This is a genomic window from Streptomyces prunicolor, assembly GCF_045162825.1.
GTDB lineage: Bacteria > Actinomycetota > Actinomycetes > Streptomycetales > Streptomycetaceae > Streptomyces > Streptomyces prunicolor.
This window is the reverse complement of sequence record NZ_CP108676.1, coordinates 4,710,102-4,725,737: the sequence shown is the minus strand read 5'-3', so window position 1 is coordinate 4,725,737 and position 15,636 is coordinate 4,710,102. Positions and strand designations below refer to the sequence as shown.

Annotated in this window: 11 protein-coding genes; 10 read left to right on the top strand and 1 reads right to left on the bottom strand. The window is 70.0% G+C overall.

The annotated features are described in order from the left end of the window. Positions 1–51 precede the first annotated feature (51 nt). The 10 genes from OG588_RS21280 to OG588_RS21235 all read left to right on the top strand — a co-directional run bounded on the left by OG588_RS21280 (position 52) and on the right by OG588_RS21235 (position 14,412). Positions 52–2,169 (top strand): ABC transporter ATP-binding protein, encoded by a 2,118-nt coding sequence (locus OG588_RS21280; RefSeq protein WP_405953178.1) that lies wholly within the window; start codon positions 52–54, stop codon positions 2,167–2,169. Between the two features lie 81 nt (positions 2,170–2,250). Beyond that, positions 2,251–3,207, top strand: a complete 957-nt coding sequence (locus OG588_RS21275; protein WP_405948679.1) for an EamA family transporter — start codon at positions 2,251–2,253, stop codon at positions 3,205–3,207. A gap of 1,005 nt (positions 3,208–4,212) precedes the next feature. After that, positions 4,213–5,019, top strand: a complete 807-nt coding sequence (locus OG588_RS21270; RefSeq protein ID WP_405948678.1) for a TIGR03084 family metal-binding protein — start codon at positions 4,213–4,215, stop codon at positions 5,017–5,019. Then, positions 5,016–6,731 (top strand): acyclic terpene utilization AtuA family protein, encoded by a 1,716-nt coding sequence (locus tag OG588_RS21265; protein ID WP_405948677.1) that lies wholly within the window; start codon positions 5,016–5,018, stop codon positions 6,729–6,731. Before OG588_RS21270 ends, OG588_RS21265 begins: the two co-directional genes overlap by 4 nt. Further along, on the top strand, positions 6,728–8,326 hold the full coding sequence (locus OG588_RS21260) for an acyl-CoA carboxylase subunit beta (protein ID WP_398849902.1): 1,599 nt from the start codon (positions 6,728–6,730) through the stop codon (positions 8,324–8,326). The genes OG588_RS21265 and OG588_RS21260 overlap by 4 nt, the downstream gene beginning before the upstream one ends. Before the next feature lie 29 nt (positions 8,327–8,355). Next, the gene (locus OG588_RS21255; protein WP_405953177.1) at positions 8,356–10,209 is read left to right on the top strand and encodes an acetyl/propionyl/methylcrotonyl-CoA carboxylase subunit alpha; all 1,854 of its coding nucleotides are present in this window, start codon (positions 8,356–8,358) and stop codon (positions 10,207–10,209) included. Between the two features lie 70 nt (positions 10,210–10,279). After that, positions 10,280–11,410: an acyl-CoA dehydrogenase family protein gene (locus OG588_RS21250; RefSeq protein ID WP_405948676.1), complete on the top strand. Its 1,131-nt coding sequence runs from the start codon at positions 10,280–10,282 to the stop codon at positions 11,408–11,410. A 97-nt stretch (positions 11,411–11,507) separates the two neighbouring features. Continuing rightward, a complete protein-coding gene (locus OG588_RS21245; RefSeq protein ID WP_405948675.1) occupies positions 11,508–13,076 on the top strand; it encodes a 4-coumarate--CoA ligase family protein in 1,569 nt (522 codons plus the stop codon). Continuing rightward, entirely contained in the window at positions 13,073–13,807 is a 735-nt protein-coding gene (locus OG588_RS21240; RefSeq protein WP_405948674.1) for an enoyl-CoA hydratase family protein, read from the top strand. Before OG588_RS21245 ends, OG588_RS21240 begins: the two co-directional genes overlap by 4 nt. Further along, on the top strand, positions 13,795–14,412 hold the full coding sequence (locus OG588_RS21235) for a TetR/AcrR family transcriptional regulator (protein ID WP_405948673.1): 618 nt from the start codon (positions 13,795–13,797) through the stop codon (positions 14,410–14,412). The genes OG588_RS21240 and OG588_RS21235 overlap by 13 nt, the downstream gene beginning before the upstream one ends. A gap of 75 nt (positions 14,413–14,487) precedes the next feature. Here the strand turns inward: OG588_RS21235 and OG588_RS21230 are convergent, their stop codons facing one another. Next, positions 14,488–15,600, bottom strand: coding sequence for a citrate synthase 2 (locus tag OG588_RS21230; protein WP_266858254.1), 1,113 nt, complete (start codon positions 15,598–15,600; stop codon positions 14,488–14,490). Positions 15,601–15,636: the final 36 nt, after the last annotated feature.

Genomic DNA, 15,636 nt, shown 5'->3' with positions numbered 1-15,636 from the left:
AATCCAAGAGAATTCTGATGACGGAAAGCGGAGGGGATTGTGGGCGTGGATATGGATGCGACGACGGATCCTGATCAGGAAGACCTCGACGAATACGACGAGGACTACGGAACTCCCACCATTCCCGCCAAAGTCGCCTTCCGGCGGTTCTGGCCGCTCACCGCGGGTCTCAGACGCTGGCTGATGCTCGTCTGGGTGTGCACGATCGTCGGTGCGCTCGCCGAGACCGAGGCCATCCTCCTCTTCAGCGACCTCACCGACCGCGCCCTCGCGAAGGGCTCGCTGAGCGCCTTCTGGAGCCCCGCCGCCAAGTGGCTGGGCGTGGCGATCGTCGGCGCGTTCGTCTCGTACGCCGGCAACTCCCTTGCCGCCTGGGCCACCGAACGCTTCGTGATGAGACTGCGCGAGCATGTCTTCGGCCACGTACAGCAGTTGCCCCCGCACTTCTTCCAACGGCACCGCCAGGGCGACCTGTTGTCCCGCCTGACCGGCGACGTCGAGGCGATCGAGACCCTCGTCGTGTCCGGCGTCATCGGCACCGCCTCCGCAATCTTCTCCGCCCTCTTCTACGCCGCCGCCGCGTTCTGGCTCCGCTGGGACCTCGCCGCCGCCACCTTCGTCCTCGCCCCCCTCTTCTGGCTGGCGGCCCGCCGCTTCTCCGGCTCCATCAAGGACGTCTCGCGCGAGGGCCGGGTCGCCGACGGCGCGATCACCTCGGTCGTCGAGGAGTCCCTCGGCAACATCGTCCTCACCCAGGCCTACGGCCGGCGCGACGCCGAACGCCGCCGCCTGAACGAGGAGGCCGGGGCCTGGTTCCGGGCCTCCGTCCGCTCGACCCGCCTCAACGAGGCCTACGAGCAACTCGTCGCCGTCATCGAGACCGTGTGCGTGCTCGCCGTCATCGGCATCGGCGCCTGGGAGATCTCCACCGGCCGTATGACCCTCGGCCAACTCCTCGCGTTCTCCGCCTTCTTGGGCTACCTGTACCCGCCCGTCCGCGGCCTGGCCCAACTCGGCCTGACCATCACCGCGGCCACCGCAGGCGCGGAACGCTTGATCGAGATCCTGGACGTCCGCCCGTCCGTCGCCGACCCCGCCCGCGACACGGAGACCGGCCGCCCCGACGGCACCGTCGAACTCCGCGACGTCTCCTTCAGCTACCCCGGCGCCGACCGAGTCGCCCTGGAGGGCCTCTCCTTCACCGTCAACCCCGGCGAACTGGTGATCGTCACCGGCCCCAGCGGCGCCGGTAAGTCCACGGTCTCCAAAATGCTGCTCCGCTTCTACGACCCCGACGCGGGCGAGGTCCTCCTCGACGGCGTCCCCCTGCGCGACCTTCCGCTGGCCCGCCTGCGCGAGTACGTCACCCTGCTCCCCCAGGAGACGCTGGTCCTGCACGACACCGTCCGCGCGAACATCGCCTGCGGCCGGCCCGGCGCGAGCGAGCAGGCGATCATGGACGCGGCCGTCGCCGCCGACGCGCACGAGTTCATCCTCCGCCTCCCCGACGGCTACGACACGAAGGTCGACCCCAACTCGGCCCGCCTGTCCGGCGGTCAGCTCCAGCGCCTGGCGATCGCCCGCGCGATCCTGCGCGATGCGCCGGTCCTGGTCCTCGACGAACCGACCACCGGCCTGGACTCGATGGCCGCCCGTCGGGTCGTAAAGCCCCTGCGGCGGCTGATGGCGGGCCGTACGACCATCATGATCACCCACGACCTCAACCTCGCCCCCGATGCCGACCGCATCCTGGTCGTGGACCGGGGCCGGATCGTGGAGACGGGCCGGCACGAGGAGTTGATGGCGCGGGGTGGGGCGTACTCGCGACTGCACCGCTCGCAGAACAACGCGGCGATGGACACCGGGGAGCTGCGGTTGCCGTCGTTCGCGGAGACGGGGATCCCGGTAGGGACGCCGGTGAGCGTGCCGGTGGCAGTGGCGGAGGGTGCGGCGGCGGGCGTGGGCTACGGGTATTCCGCGGCGCCGGTTTTCGTCGAGAGCTGGGCGCCGCAGACGTACGAGCCGATGTACGAGCCGACGTATGAGCGGACGTACGAGCCGACGTATCAACCGACCTACCCGCAGACCGAGTACCCGGAGTACTCCGATCCCCTCTTCGGACCCATGCCCACCACCCTCCCCGACGGGCGGCCCCTGTTCCGGGACTAGGCCCAGCGACAGCTGCATAAAGGGTTCTCACACCTGTCGAAGTCCATTACCATGGACTGAGCAGTGCATCGTGATGGACGAATGCGCGCTGAGCCGAGCCCTGGAAGCCCCGTGAGCATCCCCACCAGTACGTCGACTACCGCCCCCGTGGCCACTCCGACCGCCGCCGCCCCGCGCCGCAGGGGTTCGCTCGGACCGGTGGGTCTGGTGCTGGCCGGAGGTATCTCGGTGCAGTTCGGTGGCGCGCTGGCGGTGACGCTGATGCCGAGGGTGGGCGCGCTGGGCGTGGTCGCGCTCCGCCTGTTGGTGGCCGCGGTGGTCCTGCTCGTGATCTGCCGCCCGAGCCCGCGCGGTCACTCGCGCGCGGACTGGGGCACGGTCGTCGTCTTCGGCGTCACGATGGCCGCGATGAACGGCCTCTTCTACCAGTCGCTGGCCCGCATCCCCCTGGGTCCGGCGGTGACGCTGGAGGTACTCGGCCCGCTCGCCCTCTCGGTTCTGACGTCCCGGCGCGCACTGAACGCGGTGTGGGCGGGGCTCGCCCTGGCGGGCGTCTTCCTCCTCGGCGGCGGAGGCTTCAGCAGCCTGGACCCTGTAGGTGTGGCCTTCGCCCTGGGGGCTGGAGCTATGTGGGCCACGTACATAGTTTTCAGCGCTCGTACAGGGCGTCGCTTTCCGCAGGCTGATGGGTTGGCGCTGGCGATGGTCGTGGCGGCGGTGGTGTTCCTGCCGCTCGGCATCGCGGAGTCGGGCGTGAAGCTCCTGAACCCCACGACGGTCGCCCTCGGGTCTGCGGTGGCGATCCTCTCCTCGGTCCTGCCCTACACCCTCGAACTCCTCGCCCTGCGCCGCCTCCCCGCCTCCACCTTCGCCATCCTGATGAGCCTGGAACCGGCCGTGGCGGCGACGGCGGGCTTCCTGATCCTCCACCAGGCACTGTCCGTTCCTGAGGCGATGGCGATTGCGCTTGTCATTGCGGCGAGCATGGGGGCGGTGCGGACGCAGGTGGGCCGGGGGAAGGCGAAGGTAGAGGCGTAGGTGGACCGGGTGTGTAGGTGGACGTTGGGCCACTCGCTTCTCAGTCAGTGTCGGGCTTCCACGGCCCGAGTAAAGGGCGCTCCCTGCGGTCGCGTCGGCTGCGCCGATTCCGCTTCGCTCCACCCTTGACTCGGTCCGCTCCAGCCCGTTTCAGAAGCGAGCGAGCAGCCCGGAGGAACGGGTGGCCAGGCACACATCCCCTTACCTGTACTGCGTTGTCGGCCGGTGCGAGGGGACGCGCTCGCGCCTCGCCAGCACGCCGGGCCGGCTCAGCGGCCAGCCCCGGGTGGGGACTTGAGCCATGGCCAGGGTCGGAGGCAGGGCAGGCGGGAGGCCGGGGCGGTGAGGGGGGCCAGGGCGGTGGGTGGGTCGGGGAAGTGTGACACTTCCGCTGAAACTGTCACACTTCTGCGAACCGGGTACCCCGGGGAGGGCCGGGGAGGGCCAGGGAGGGCCGGGCGGTGGGGGGCCGTCCTCCGGGCCGCCGCCCAGAACCGACCCGACCCGCCCGCAGCCCGCAGCCCGGAGCCCATGGCCCATGGCCTATTACCCATGGCCCCATGCCTACGGCTCAAGTCCCCACTCACCACTCACCACTCACCACTCAGCACTCAGCACTCCCCACTCACCGTTGGCCGCTGAGCCGGCCCGGCGTGCAGGCGAGACGCGAGCGCGCACCCTCCACACCGGCCCACAACGCAGCACAGGCAAGGGCACTCGCAGCCGGCCACCCATCCCTCGGGGCCGCCCGCTCGCTTCTCCAACGGGCTGGAGTGCACCGAGTCAAGGGTGAAGCGCAGCGGAATCGGCGCAGCCGACGCGACCGCAGGGAGCGCCCTTTACTCGGTGCACGGAAGCCCGACACTCACAAAGAAGCGGGCGGCCCAACGTCCACTCCGCAGCTCAGGCCCACTGCACTTCCCCGTCCTGCCCTCATCCCACCCCCCCCCACTTAATAATGCAAGCACGCTTGCTTGTTTCTGGCGCCCCTGCCATGCTCCCCCCATGTCCGATCCGACGCGCGTGTTCGACGACCTGCGTGAGGAGAGCGAGGAACTCGACCGGCTGGTAGCCGAGTTGAGGCCGGAGGGCTGGGCCGTCGAGACCCCCGCTGCCCGCTGGACCGTCGCCCACCAGATCGCCCACCTGGCCTGGACCGACCACTCCGCCCTGCTCGCCGTGACGGACGGGAACGCGTTCCGTGCGCTGGTCGAGAAGGCCCTTGCCACTCCCGAGACGTTCGTGGACGAGGGTGCGCAGGAGGGGGCCGCGAAGACCCCCGCTCAGCTTCTCGCCGACTGGCGGGCCGGGCGGACGGCGCTGCTGGACGCCCTGTACGCCGCACCCACAGGAACCCGCTTCCCCTGGTACGGCCCACCCATGTCGGCCGCCTCCATGGCCACCGGTCGGCTTATGGAGACCTGGGCCCATGGGCAGGATGTCGCCGACGCGGTCGGTGTGGTCCGGCCACCTACGGATCGGCTCCGGCATGTGGTGCGCATCGGTGTGCGCGCACGTGACTTCGCCTTCGGTGTGCACGGGCTCACCCCGCCGAGTGAGGAGTTCCGCGTCGAACTCCACGCTCCCTCCGGCGAGGGTGAGTTGTGGGTCTACGGCCCCGAAGACGCTCCGCAACGTGTCACCGGGCCCGCCCTCGACTTCTGCCTCCTCGTCACCCAGCGCGCCCACCGCACCGACCTCGCCGTGGAGGCGGTCGGCCCCGATGCCGATCGATGGCTCGACATCGCCCAGGCCTTCGCAGGGCCACCCGGCGCCGGGCGGCCGCCGAAGTCGACGGGAGCCGGACAATGACGTCCACCGTCGCCCCCCTCCGCATAGGCAACGCCTCCGGCTTCTACGGCGACCGGTTCGACGCCCTGCGCGAGATGCTCACCGGCGGTCGACTGGACGTCCTCACCGGTGACTACCTCGCCGAGCTGACCATGCTCATCCTGGGCCGGGACCGGCTGAAGGACCCCGGCGCCGGGTACGCCCGTACCTTCCTCAAGCAGTTGGAGGAGTGTCTCGGGCTCGCCCAGGAGCGTGGGGTGCGGATCGTCACGAACGCCGGAGGGCTCAATCCCGCCGGACTCGCCGACGCCGTACGGAAGTTGGCGGACCGGCTCGGGATAGCCGTACGGGTCGCACACGTCGAAGGGGACGATCTCGCCGCTCGGTATCCGGATGCCCTCGCCGCGCACGCCTACCTCGGCGGCTTCGGTATCGCCGCCTGTCTCGAAGCGGGGGCCGACATCGTGGTCACCGGGCGCGTCACCGATGCCGCTCTGGTCACGGGTCCCGCCGTCGCTCACTTCGGGTGGGTGGCGGGCGACTACGACCGGCTCGCGGGGGCCGTGGTCGCCGGACATGTGCTGGAGTGCGGGACCCAGGCGACCGGCGGCAACTACGCCTTCTTCACCGAGCACGCGCCCGAAAAGCTCCGCCGCCCCGGCTTCCCGCTCGCCGAGATCCACGACGACGGCTCCTGCGTCATCACCAAGCACCCCGGCACGGGGGGAGTCGTGGACTTCGGTACCGTCACCGCGCAGCTCCTGTACGAGACGCATGGCGCCCGGTACGCCGGCCCCGACGTCACCGCCCGCCTCGACACCGTCCGGATCGGGGAGGACGAGACCGGGGGCGATCGGGTGCGGATCGAGGGGGTGCGGGGGGAGGCTCCGCCGCCCACTCTCAAGGTCGGGCTCAACCGGCTGGGCGGCTTCCGCAACGAGGTCACCTTCGTGCTCACCGGGCTCGACATCGAGCGCAAGGCCACGCTCGTCCGGGAACAGATGGAGGCCGCTTTCGACGAGGGGAAAGCCAAGTCCCGGCCCGGTGAACTTCGTTGGGATCTCGCCCGTACCGACCACGCGGACGCCTCCACCGAGGAGACCGCCAGCGCACTGCTGCGGCTCGTCGTGCGGGATGCGGATCCGGAGGTCGTCGGGCGGGCGTTGAGTGCCGCCGCCGTCGAGCTCGCACTCGCCAGTTACCCCGGCTTCCATGTGCTGACCCCACCTGGAAAGGGAGCGCCCTATGGCGTCTTCGATGATGTGTATGTCCCCCATGGCGCCGTCGACCATATGGCCGTCCTCCACGACGGGCGCCGGATTGCTGTGGCCCCGGCCCACGACACCCGCGTACTGGAAGACGTTCCGCAGCCGACCCTCCCCGAGCCTCCGCCGGACGGGCCCACGACGCGGGCGCCCCTTGGTCTGGTCGCCGGGGCCCGTAGCGGTGACAAGGGAGGGAACGCCAACGTGGGGGTGTGGGCGCGTACGGATGAGGCGTGGCGCTGGCTCGCCCATGCGCTGACCGTCGAACGGTTCCGTGAACTCCTCCCGGAAACCGCCGAGTTGGTCGTGACGCGGCACCTGCTGCCCAACCTCCGCGCCCTCAACTTCGTTGTCGAGGGGATTCTCGGCGAGGGCGTCGCCGCCCAGCATCGTTTCGATCCGCAGGCCAAGGCCCTGGGCGAATGGCTGCGTTCCCGTCGTCTGGACATACCGGAGGCCCTCCTGTGACCGTCCTTCCGACCGCCCTGGACACCAACGGTCCCGACTACGCGGCCCACCGCGAGGCCATGCTCACCAAACTCGCCGACCTCGACGCCGAGCACGCCAAAGCTCTCGCGGGTGGCGGACCGAAATACGTCGAACGGCACCGCAAACGCGGCAAGTTGCTCGCCCGCGAGCGCATCGAGCTGCTCCTCGACCCCGACACGCCCTTCCTCGAACTGTCCCCGCTCGCCGCCTGGGGCAGCGACTACGCGGTCGGCGCCTCACTCGTCACCGGCATAGGTGTCGTAGAGGGCGTGGAGTGCCTGATCACCGCCAACGATCCCACCGTGCGCGGTGGGGCCAGCAATCCCTGGTCCCTGAAGAAAGCCCTCCGCGCCAACGACATCGCCCTCGCCAACCGCCTCCCCTGCATCAGCCTCGTGGAGTCCGGCGGCGCAGATCTCCCCTCCCAGAAGGAGATCTTCATCCCGGGCGGCGCCATCTTCCGCGACCTGACCCGCCTTTCGGCCGCCGGCATCCCCACGATCGCGGTCGTCTTCGGCAACTCGACCGCCGGTGGCGCGTACATCCCCGGTATGTCCGACCACGTGATCATGGTCAAGGAGCGGGCGAAAGTGTTCCTCGGCGGGCCGCCGCTCGTGAAGATGGCGACCGGCGAGGAGAGCGACGACGAGTCGCTCGGCGGCGCCGAGATGCACGCACGTGTCTCGGGGCTCGCGGACCACTTCGCCGTCGACGAGCAGGACGCGCTGCGGCAGGCCCGCCGCGTCGTCGCCCGCCTCAACCACCGTAAGGCGTACGGCGATCCGGCCCCGGCGGCACCTCCCAAGTACGACGAGGACGAGCTGCTGGGCATCGTCCCGGGGGACCTGAAGACCCCCTTCGACCCGCGCGAGGTCGTCGCCCGACTCGTCGACGGCTCGGACTTCGACGAGTTCAAGCCCCTCTACGGCACGAGCCTGGTGACGGGTTGGGCCACCCTGCACGGCTATCCCGTCGGCATCCTGGCGAACGCCCAAGGAGTCCTCTTCAGCCAGGAGTCCCAAAAGGCCGCCCAGTTCATCCAGTTGGCCAACCAACGCGACATCCCGCTGCTCTTCCTGCACAACACCACCGGCTACATGGTCGGCAAGGAGTACGAACAGGGCGGCATCATCAAGCACGGCGCGATGATGATCAACGCCGTCAGCAACAGCCGCGTACCGCATCTGTCCGTGCTCATGGGCGCCTCGTACGGCGCCGGCCACTACGGCATGTGCGGCCGCGCCTACGACCCCCGCTTCCTCTTCGCCTGGCCCAGCGCCAAGTCCGCCGTCATGGGCCCCCAGCAACTCGCCGGCGTCCTGTCGATCGTCGCCCGCCAGTCGGCCGTAGCGAAGGGGCAGCCGTACGACGACGACGCGGACGCCGCGCTGCGCGCCATGGTGGAGCAGCAGATCGAGTCCGAGTCCCTGCCGATGTTCCTGTCGGGGCGGCTGTACGACGACGGTGTCATCGACCCGCGCGACACCCGCACCGTCCTCGGCCTGTGCCTGTCCGCCATCCACACGGCGCCCTTCGAGGGCGCGCGCGGTGGCTTCGGCGTCTTCCGGATGTGAGGGCCATGACCGACGACATGAGGGGCCACATGATCGCGACCGTCCTCGTCGCCAACCGGGGCGAGATCGCCTGCCGGATCTTCCGCACCTGCCGCGAACTGGGCATCCGCACGGTCGCCGTGCACTCGGACGCCGACGAGAACGCGCTGCACGTGCGCATGGCCGACTCGACGGTACGGCTGCCGGGGGCGACGCCCCAGGAGACGTATCTGCGTGGGGAGTTGATCGTGAAGGCGGCCGTCGCGGCGGGCGCCGACGCGGTGCACCCCGGCTACGGCTTCCTCTCCGAGAACGCCGACTTCGCCCGCGCCGTCCAGGCCGCCGGCCTGGTCTGGATCGGCCCGCCACCCGAGGTGATCGAGGCCATGGCCTCCAAGACCCGCGCCAAGGAACTGATGGGTATCGCGCCCTTGGAACACGTCACCGAGGCCGACCTCCCGGTCCTGGTGAAGGCGGCGGCGGGTGGCGGCGGCCGCGGTATGCGCGTCGTACGACAACTCGCCGACGTCGACGCCGAGTTGACGGCCGCCCGCGCCGAGGCGATGAGCGCCTTCGGCGACGGCGAGGTCTTCGTCGAGCTCTACGTGGAGGGCGGCCGACACGTCGAGGTGCAGATCCTCGCCGACACCCACGGCACGGTCTGGTCCCTCGGCACCCGCGACTGCTCCCTCCAACGCCGCCACCAGAAGGTGATCGAGGAGTCCCCGGCACCGGGCCTGTCGGATCAACTGGCGGAAGAACTGAGCGAGTTGGCGGTACGCGCCGCCCGCGCGGTCGCCTACGAGGGCGCCGGAACGGTCGAGTTCCTGATCTCCCCCGACGGCAAGGCGCACTTCCTGGAGATGAACACCCGCCTCCAGGTCGAACACCCGGTGACAGAAGCCGTGTTCGGCATCGACCTGGTGGCCCTGCAACTGCGCATCGCGGAGGGCGAGCCCCTCGAAAGCGACCCCCCGCACCCGCACGGCCACGCCATAGAGGCCCGCCTCTACGCCGAGGACCCGGCAACCGACTGGACCCCCCAGACCGGCACCCTGCACCGCCTGGCCGTCCCGAACGGCGTCCGCCTGGACACCGGTTACACCGACGGCGACAACATCGGCGTCCACTACGACCCCATGCTCGCCAAGGTCGTGGCCCACGCCCCCACCCGCGCGGAAGCCCTCCGCAAACTCGCAGGCGCCCTGGAGCAAGCGACAATCCACGGCCCGCTCACCAACCGCACCCTCCTCGTCAACTCCCTGCGCCACAAGGAGTTCACGACCGCCCACATGGACACGGGCTTCTACGACCGCCACCTCCCGGAACTCACCCAACAAGCCCCCGACCCACATGCCCCCCTGGCCGCCGCCCTGGCGGACACCCACGGCCGCTCCCGCTTCGGAGGAGGCGGCTGGCGCAACGTACCGTCCCAGCCACAGGTGAAGCGCTACGCCATGAGCGACACCGAGTACGAGGTCCAGTACCGCCACACGAGGGAGGGCCTGTCGGCGGACGGGGTGCGTGTCATCCACGCGGACGCCGGTCGAGTCGTACTCGAAGTGGACGGCGTGCAAAGGAAGTTCGAGGTCGCGAGCTACGGCGACGACCAGGTGTACGTGAACGCAACGACCCTGACGGCCCTCCCTCGTTTCCCCGACCCAGCCGCCCAACTGGCCCCCGGCTCACTGTTGGCACCGATGCCGGGCACAGTGGTGAGGGTCGCGGAGGGCCTGGCGGTAGGGGCCGAAGTGACCGCCGGTGAGCCCCTGTTGTGGCTAGAGGCAATGAAGATGGAACACAAGATCACAGCCCCGGTCACGGGAAGTCTGACGGCCCTGAACGCTGTACCTGGCCAACAGGTACAGCTAGCCGCCCTATTGGCGGTAATCCAGCCCACCTAAAGGGGCGCGGGGCTGTATCTATTTGCGGCTACCGCCGCGCGAGCGCGACCAGCCACAACGAGGGAGAAACATGCCCACCACCGAAACCGAAGAACACAGGTCTCTACGTTCAGCCGTCTCCGCCCTAGGCAAACGCCACGGCCGCACCTACGACCGCGAGCAACTCTGGTCCGAGGCAGCCAAGCTCGGCTACCTGGGCGTCAACCTCCCCGAGGAATACGGCGGCGGAGGCGGCGGCATCTCCGAACTCTCCACAGTCCTGGAGGAGTTGGGCGCAGCCGGATGCCCCCTCCTGATGATGGTCGTCTCCCCGGCAATCTGCGGCACAGTGATCGCCCGCTTCGGCACAGCCGCCCAAAAACAGGAATGGCTCCCCGGAATCGCCGACGGCACCCGCACCATGGCCTTCGGCATCACCGAGCCCGACGCCGGCTCCAACTCACACCGCATCACCACCACGGCCCACCGCGACGGAGTCGACTGGCTCCTCACCGGCCGCAAGGTCTTCATCTCCGGCGTGGACCTGGCCGACGCAACCCTCATAGTCGGCCGCACGGAAGACTCCCGAACCGGCCGCCTGAAGCCCTGCCTGTTCATCGTCCCGCGAGACGCCCCCGGCTTCACCCGCCGCCAGATAGACATGGAACTCCAGGCCACGGAGAAGCAGTTCGAGCTCACCCTGGACGACGTACGACTCCCCGCAGACGCACTGGTCGGAGACGAGGACGCGGGCCTGCTCCAACTCTTCGCCGGTCTCAACCCCGAACGCATCATGACCGCCGCCTTCGCGATCGGCATGGGCCGCTACGCGCTGGCCCGAGCCATCGAGTACGCCCGCGACCGCACCGTATGGGACGCCCCCATCGGCGCCCACCAGGCCATCGCCCACCCCCTCGCCCAGGCACACATCGACCTCGAACTCGCCCGCCTGATGATGCAGAAGGCGGCGCATCTGTACGACGCCGGTGACGACGCGGGCGCGGGCGAGGCCGCCAACATGGCCAAGTACGCGGCGGGGGAGGCGTGCGTGCGGGCGGTGGACCAGTCGGTGCACACTCTCGGCGGAAACGGCCTCACGCGGGAGTTCGGGCTCGCTTCGTTGATAACTGCCGCACGCGTGGCTCGTATTGCTCCGGTGAGCCGGGAGATGATTCTCAACTACGTCTCCCACCAGACCCTGGGCCTCCCGAAGTCGTACTGACCCGGGGCCCGAGGACCGAAGCAGGCTTGAAGCCCCGCGGTCAGCCTGAAGCCCCGCGCCGGCTTGAAGCCCCGTGCAGTCCGCGCCAGGAGGAACCATGTTCCGCAGCGAGTACGCAGACGTTCCGGCCGTAGAACTCCCCATCCACGACGCGGTGTTGGCCCGGGCCGCCGAGTTCGGGGACGAACCCGCGCTGGTCGACGGCACGGACGGCACCACCCTCACGTACACCCAGGTGGACCGGTTCCACCGGAGCATCGCGGCCGGGCTCGCGGAGGCGGGTGTGCGCAAGGGGGACGTGCTCGCCCTGCACAGCCCCAACACGGTCGCCTTCCCGCTGGCGTTCTACGCCGCCACGCGCGCGGGTGCCTCCGTCACGACGGTGCACCCGCTCGCGACACCGGAGGAGTTCGCCAAGCAGCTGACCGACTCGGCGGCCCGCTGGATCGTCACCGTGTCACCGCTCGTGGACGCGGCCCGCCGCGCCGCCGAACTCGCGGGCGGGGTCGAGGAGATATTCGTCTGCGACAGCGCGCCCGGACACCGTTCGCTGGCCGACATGCTCGGCTCGACCGCCCCCGCGCCGGAGGTCGACATCGACCCGGCGGAGGACATCGCGGCCCTCCCGTACTCCTCGGGCACGACGGGCAGCCCCAAGGGCGTCATGCTCACACACCGTCAACTAGCCACGAACCTGGCCCAGTTGGAGCCCACGGTCCCCACCGGCCCCGGCGACCGCATCCTCGCCGTCCTCCCCTTCTTCCACATCTACGGTTTGACGGCGCTGATGAACGCCCCCCTGAGGAAGGGCGCCGCGGTCGTCGTCCTCCCGCGCTTCGACCTGGAGACCTTCCTCGCGGCGATCGAGAACCACCGCATCACCGGCCTCTACGTGGCCCCGCCGATCGTCCTGGCCCTGGCCAAGCACCCGGCGGTCGCCCAGTACGACCTCTCGTCCCTCAAATACATCATCAGCGCCGCCGCCCCCCTCGACGCGAACCTCGCCGCCGCCTGCTCCCACCGCCTGGGCCTGCCCCCCGTAGGGCAGGCGTACGGCATGACGGAACTGTCCCCGGGCACCCACGTGGTCCCCGTACGGGACATGCCGACCGCACCCCCGGGAACCGTCGGCAAACTCATCGCCGGTACCGAGATGCGGATCGTCTCCCTCGACGACCCCGACAAGGACCTCGGCATCGGCGAGGCGGGCGAACTCCTCATCCGCGGCCCCCAGGTGATGAAGGGCTACCTCGGCCGCCCCGACGACACCGCCGCGATGATCGACCAGGACGGCTGGCTGCGCACCGGCGACGTCGGCTACGTGGACGCCGGAGGCTGGACGTTCGTCGTCGACCGGGTGAAGGAACTCATCAAGTACAAGGGCTTCCAGGTGGCCCCCGCCGAACTGGAGGCCCTCCTGCTCACCCACCCCGGCATCGCCGACGTGGCCGTCGTGGGCGAGTACAACGACGACAACAACGAGGTCCCGCATGCGTACGTGGTCCGCCAACAGACCGCCCCCGACCTCTCTCCGAGCGAGGTCCTGATGTACGTCGCCGAACGCGTCGCCCCGTACAAGCGCGTCCGCATGGTCACCTTCATCGACGCCGTCCCGCGCGCCGCCTCCGGCAAGATCCTGCGCCGGGAACTGCGAGGCCGCTCATGACGCTGATCGGTCGTGCACGCGCGCGTGGCATCGAGACCCTGAGCCTCGACTCACCGGAGAGCAGGAACGCGTTGTCGGCCTCCCTGGTAAGGGAGTTGGCGGACGCGCTGACGGAGTGCGGGAAGGACGCCGACGTACGGGCGGTCGTCCTCACCCATACCGGCAACACGTTCTGCGCGGGCGCGGACCTACGGGACCCGCCACCGCCGGACGCCCTGGTGGCCGTACTCCGCCAGATCGTGGAACTCCCCAAGCCGGTGGTCGCGAGAGTGACGGGCCACGTACGCGCGGGCGGCCTGGGCCTGCTCGCCGCGTGCGACATGACAGTCGGTGCTACGTCCGCCACCTTCGCGTTCACGGAGGTGCGGATCGGAGTCGCCCCGGCGGTGATCTCCCTCCCGCTCCTGCCCCGCACGGACCCCCGCGCCGTGGCCCGCTACTACCTCACCGGCGAACGCTTCGCCGCGACGGAAGCGACCCGCGCAGGCCTGCTGACGGCGGCGGGAGAGGACGTGGACGAGATGCTCGCACCGATCCTCGACGGCCTGCGCCGAGCCGCTCCCGAGGCCCTGGCCGAGACGAAACGGCTGCTCACGGCTAGGGTGCTGGAGACCTTCGACCGGGACGCGGCCGACCTGACCGCGCTCTCGGCACGGCTGTTCGGCTCCGCGCAGGCCCGCGAGGGGATGACAGCATTCCTCGAACGACGGGATCCCGCATGGGTGGTGTGAGCGCGACGACGGCGCCGGGCGCGGTCGACCGCAGACCCAAGCAGGACCGCAGCAGGGCCACCCGGCAACGCCTCCTGGAAGCCGCCGTGTCCTGCCTCGCCGAACACGGCTGGGCAGGCTCCACGGTCTCGGTCGTGGCCGAACGCGCCGGCGTCTCCCGAGGCGCCGCCCAACACCACTTCCCGACCCGCGAGGACCTCTTCACGGCAGCGGTCGAGTACGTGGCCGAGGAACGCTCCACGGCCCTGCGTTCCCTCTTCCCCCAGGGCGCCGCAGACCACCGGGCCGTGATCGGGGCCCTGGTCGACCTCTACACCGGCCCGTTGTTCCGCGCGGCCCTGCACCTCTGGGTAGCGGCCTCCAACGAGGACCAACTCCGCCCCCGGGTAACTGAGTTGGAGGCGAAGGTGGGCCGCGAGACCCACAGAATCGCCGTGGACCTCCTGGACGCGGACGAGTCCCGGCCGGGGGTGCGCGAAACAGTCCAGGGCCTCCTGGACATGGCGAGGGGCCTGGGCCTGGCCAACCTGCTCACGGACGACAGGGGCCGCCGGGAGCGAGTGGTGACTCAATGGGCGGCACTACTGGAACACACCTTGCGGTGATGCCCTCAGGGGCGCGGGGAACCGCGCGCCCAGCCCCCACGCACCCGCACCCGCCCACCCACCTCAGCCCCCTCCTCAGTGGGCGATATCCCCAAACCCCGAGATCGACTCAGGCCCCCGCGTGGCGGGCCCCACATACCGAGCGGACGGCCGCACAAGCCGCCCCGTCCGCTTCTGCTCAAGAATGTGCGCCGACCACCCGGCGGTCCGCGCACACGTGAACATCGACGTGAACATGTGCGCCGGCACCTCGGCGAAGTCCAGCACGATCGCCGCCCAGAACTCGACGTTGGTCGCGAGCACCCGATCAGGCCGACGAGCGTGCAACTCCGCAAGCGCCGCCTTCTCCAACGCCTCCGCGATCTCGAACCGCGGCGCCCCCAACTCCCGCGCCGTACGCCGCAGTACGCGCGCCCGAGGATCCTCGGCCCGATACACCCGGTGCCCGAACCCCATCAGCCGTTCACCCTTGTCGAGCGCCTGCCGGACGTACGCCTCCGCGTCCCCGGTCCGTTCGATCTCCTCGATCATCCCGAGCACACGGGACGGCGCACCCCCGTGCAGAGGCCCGGACATGGCACCCACGGCACCGGACAGCGCGGCGGCGACATCAGCCCCCGTGGAGGCGATGACGCGCGCCGTGAAGGTGGACGCGTTCATGCCGTGCTCGGCGGCAGACGTCCAATACGCGTCCACCGCGGCCACATGCTTCGGATCCGGCTCCCCCCGCCACCGGATCATGAACCGCTCGACAACGGACTGCGCCTTGTCGATCTCGCTCTGCGGCACCATCGCGTTCCCCTGCCCGCGCGCGGACTGGGCGACGTACGACAGCGCCATCACGGCCGCGCGGGCGAGGTCGTCGCGGGCCTGTTCCTCGTCGATGTCGAGGAGCGGCTTGAGGCCCCACACGGGCGCGAGCATGGCCAGCGCGGACTGTACGTCGACGCGGATGTCACCGGAGTGCACCGGGATCGGGAACGGTTCGGCGGGCGGCAGCCCGGGGTCGAAGGCGCCGTCGACGAGCAGCCCCCAGACGTTGCCGAACGAGACGTGACCGACCAGATCCTCGATGTCGACGCCCCGGTACCGCAGGGCGCCGCCCTCCTTGTCCGGTTCGGCGATCTCGGTCTCGAACGCGACGACTCCTTCGAGTCCAGGTACAAAGCCGGGGTCGAGGTCGGGCATCAGGCGGCTCCTCATGCTGTGGCTCCACGGTCGCGG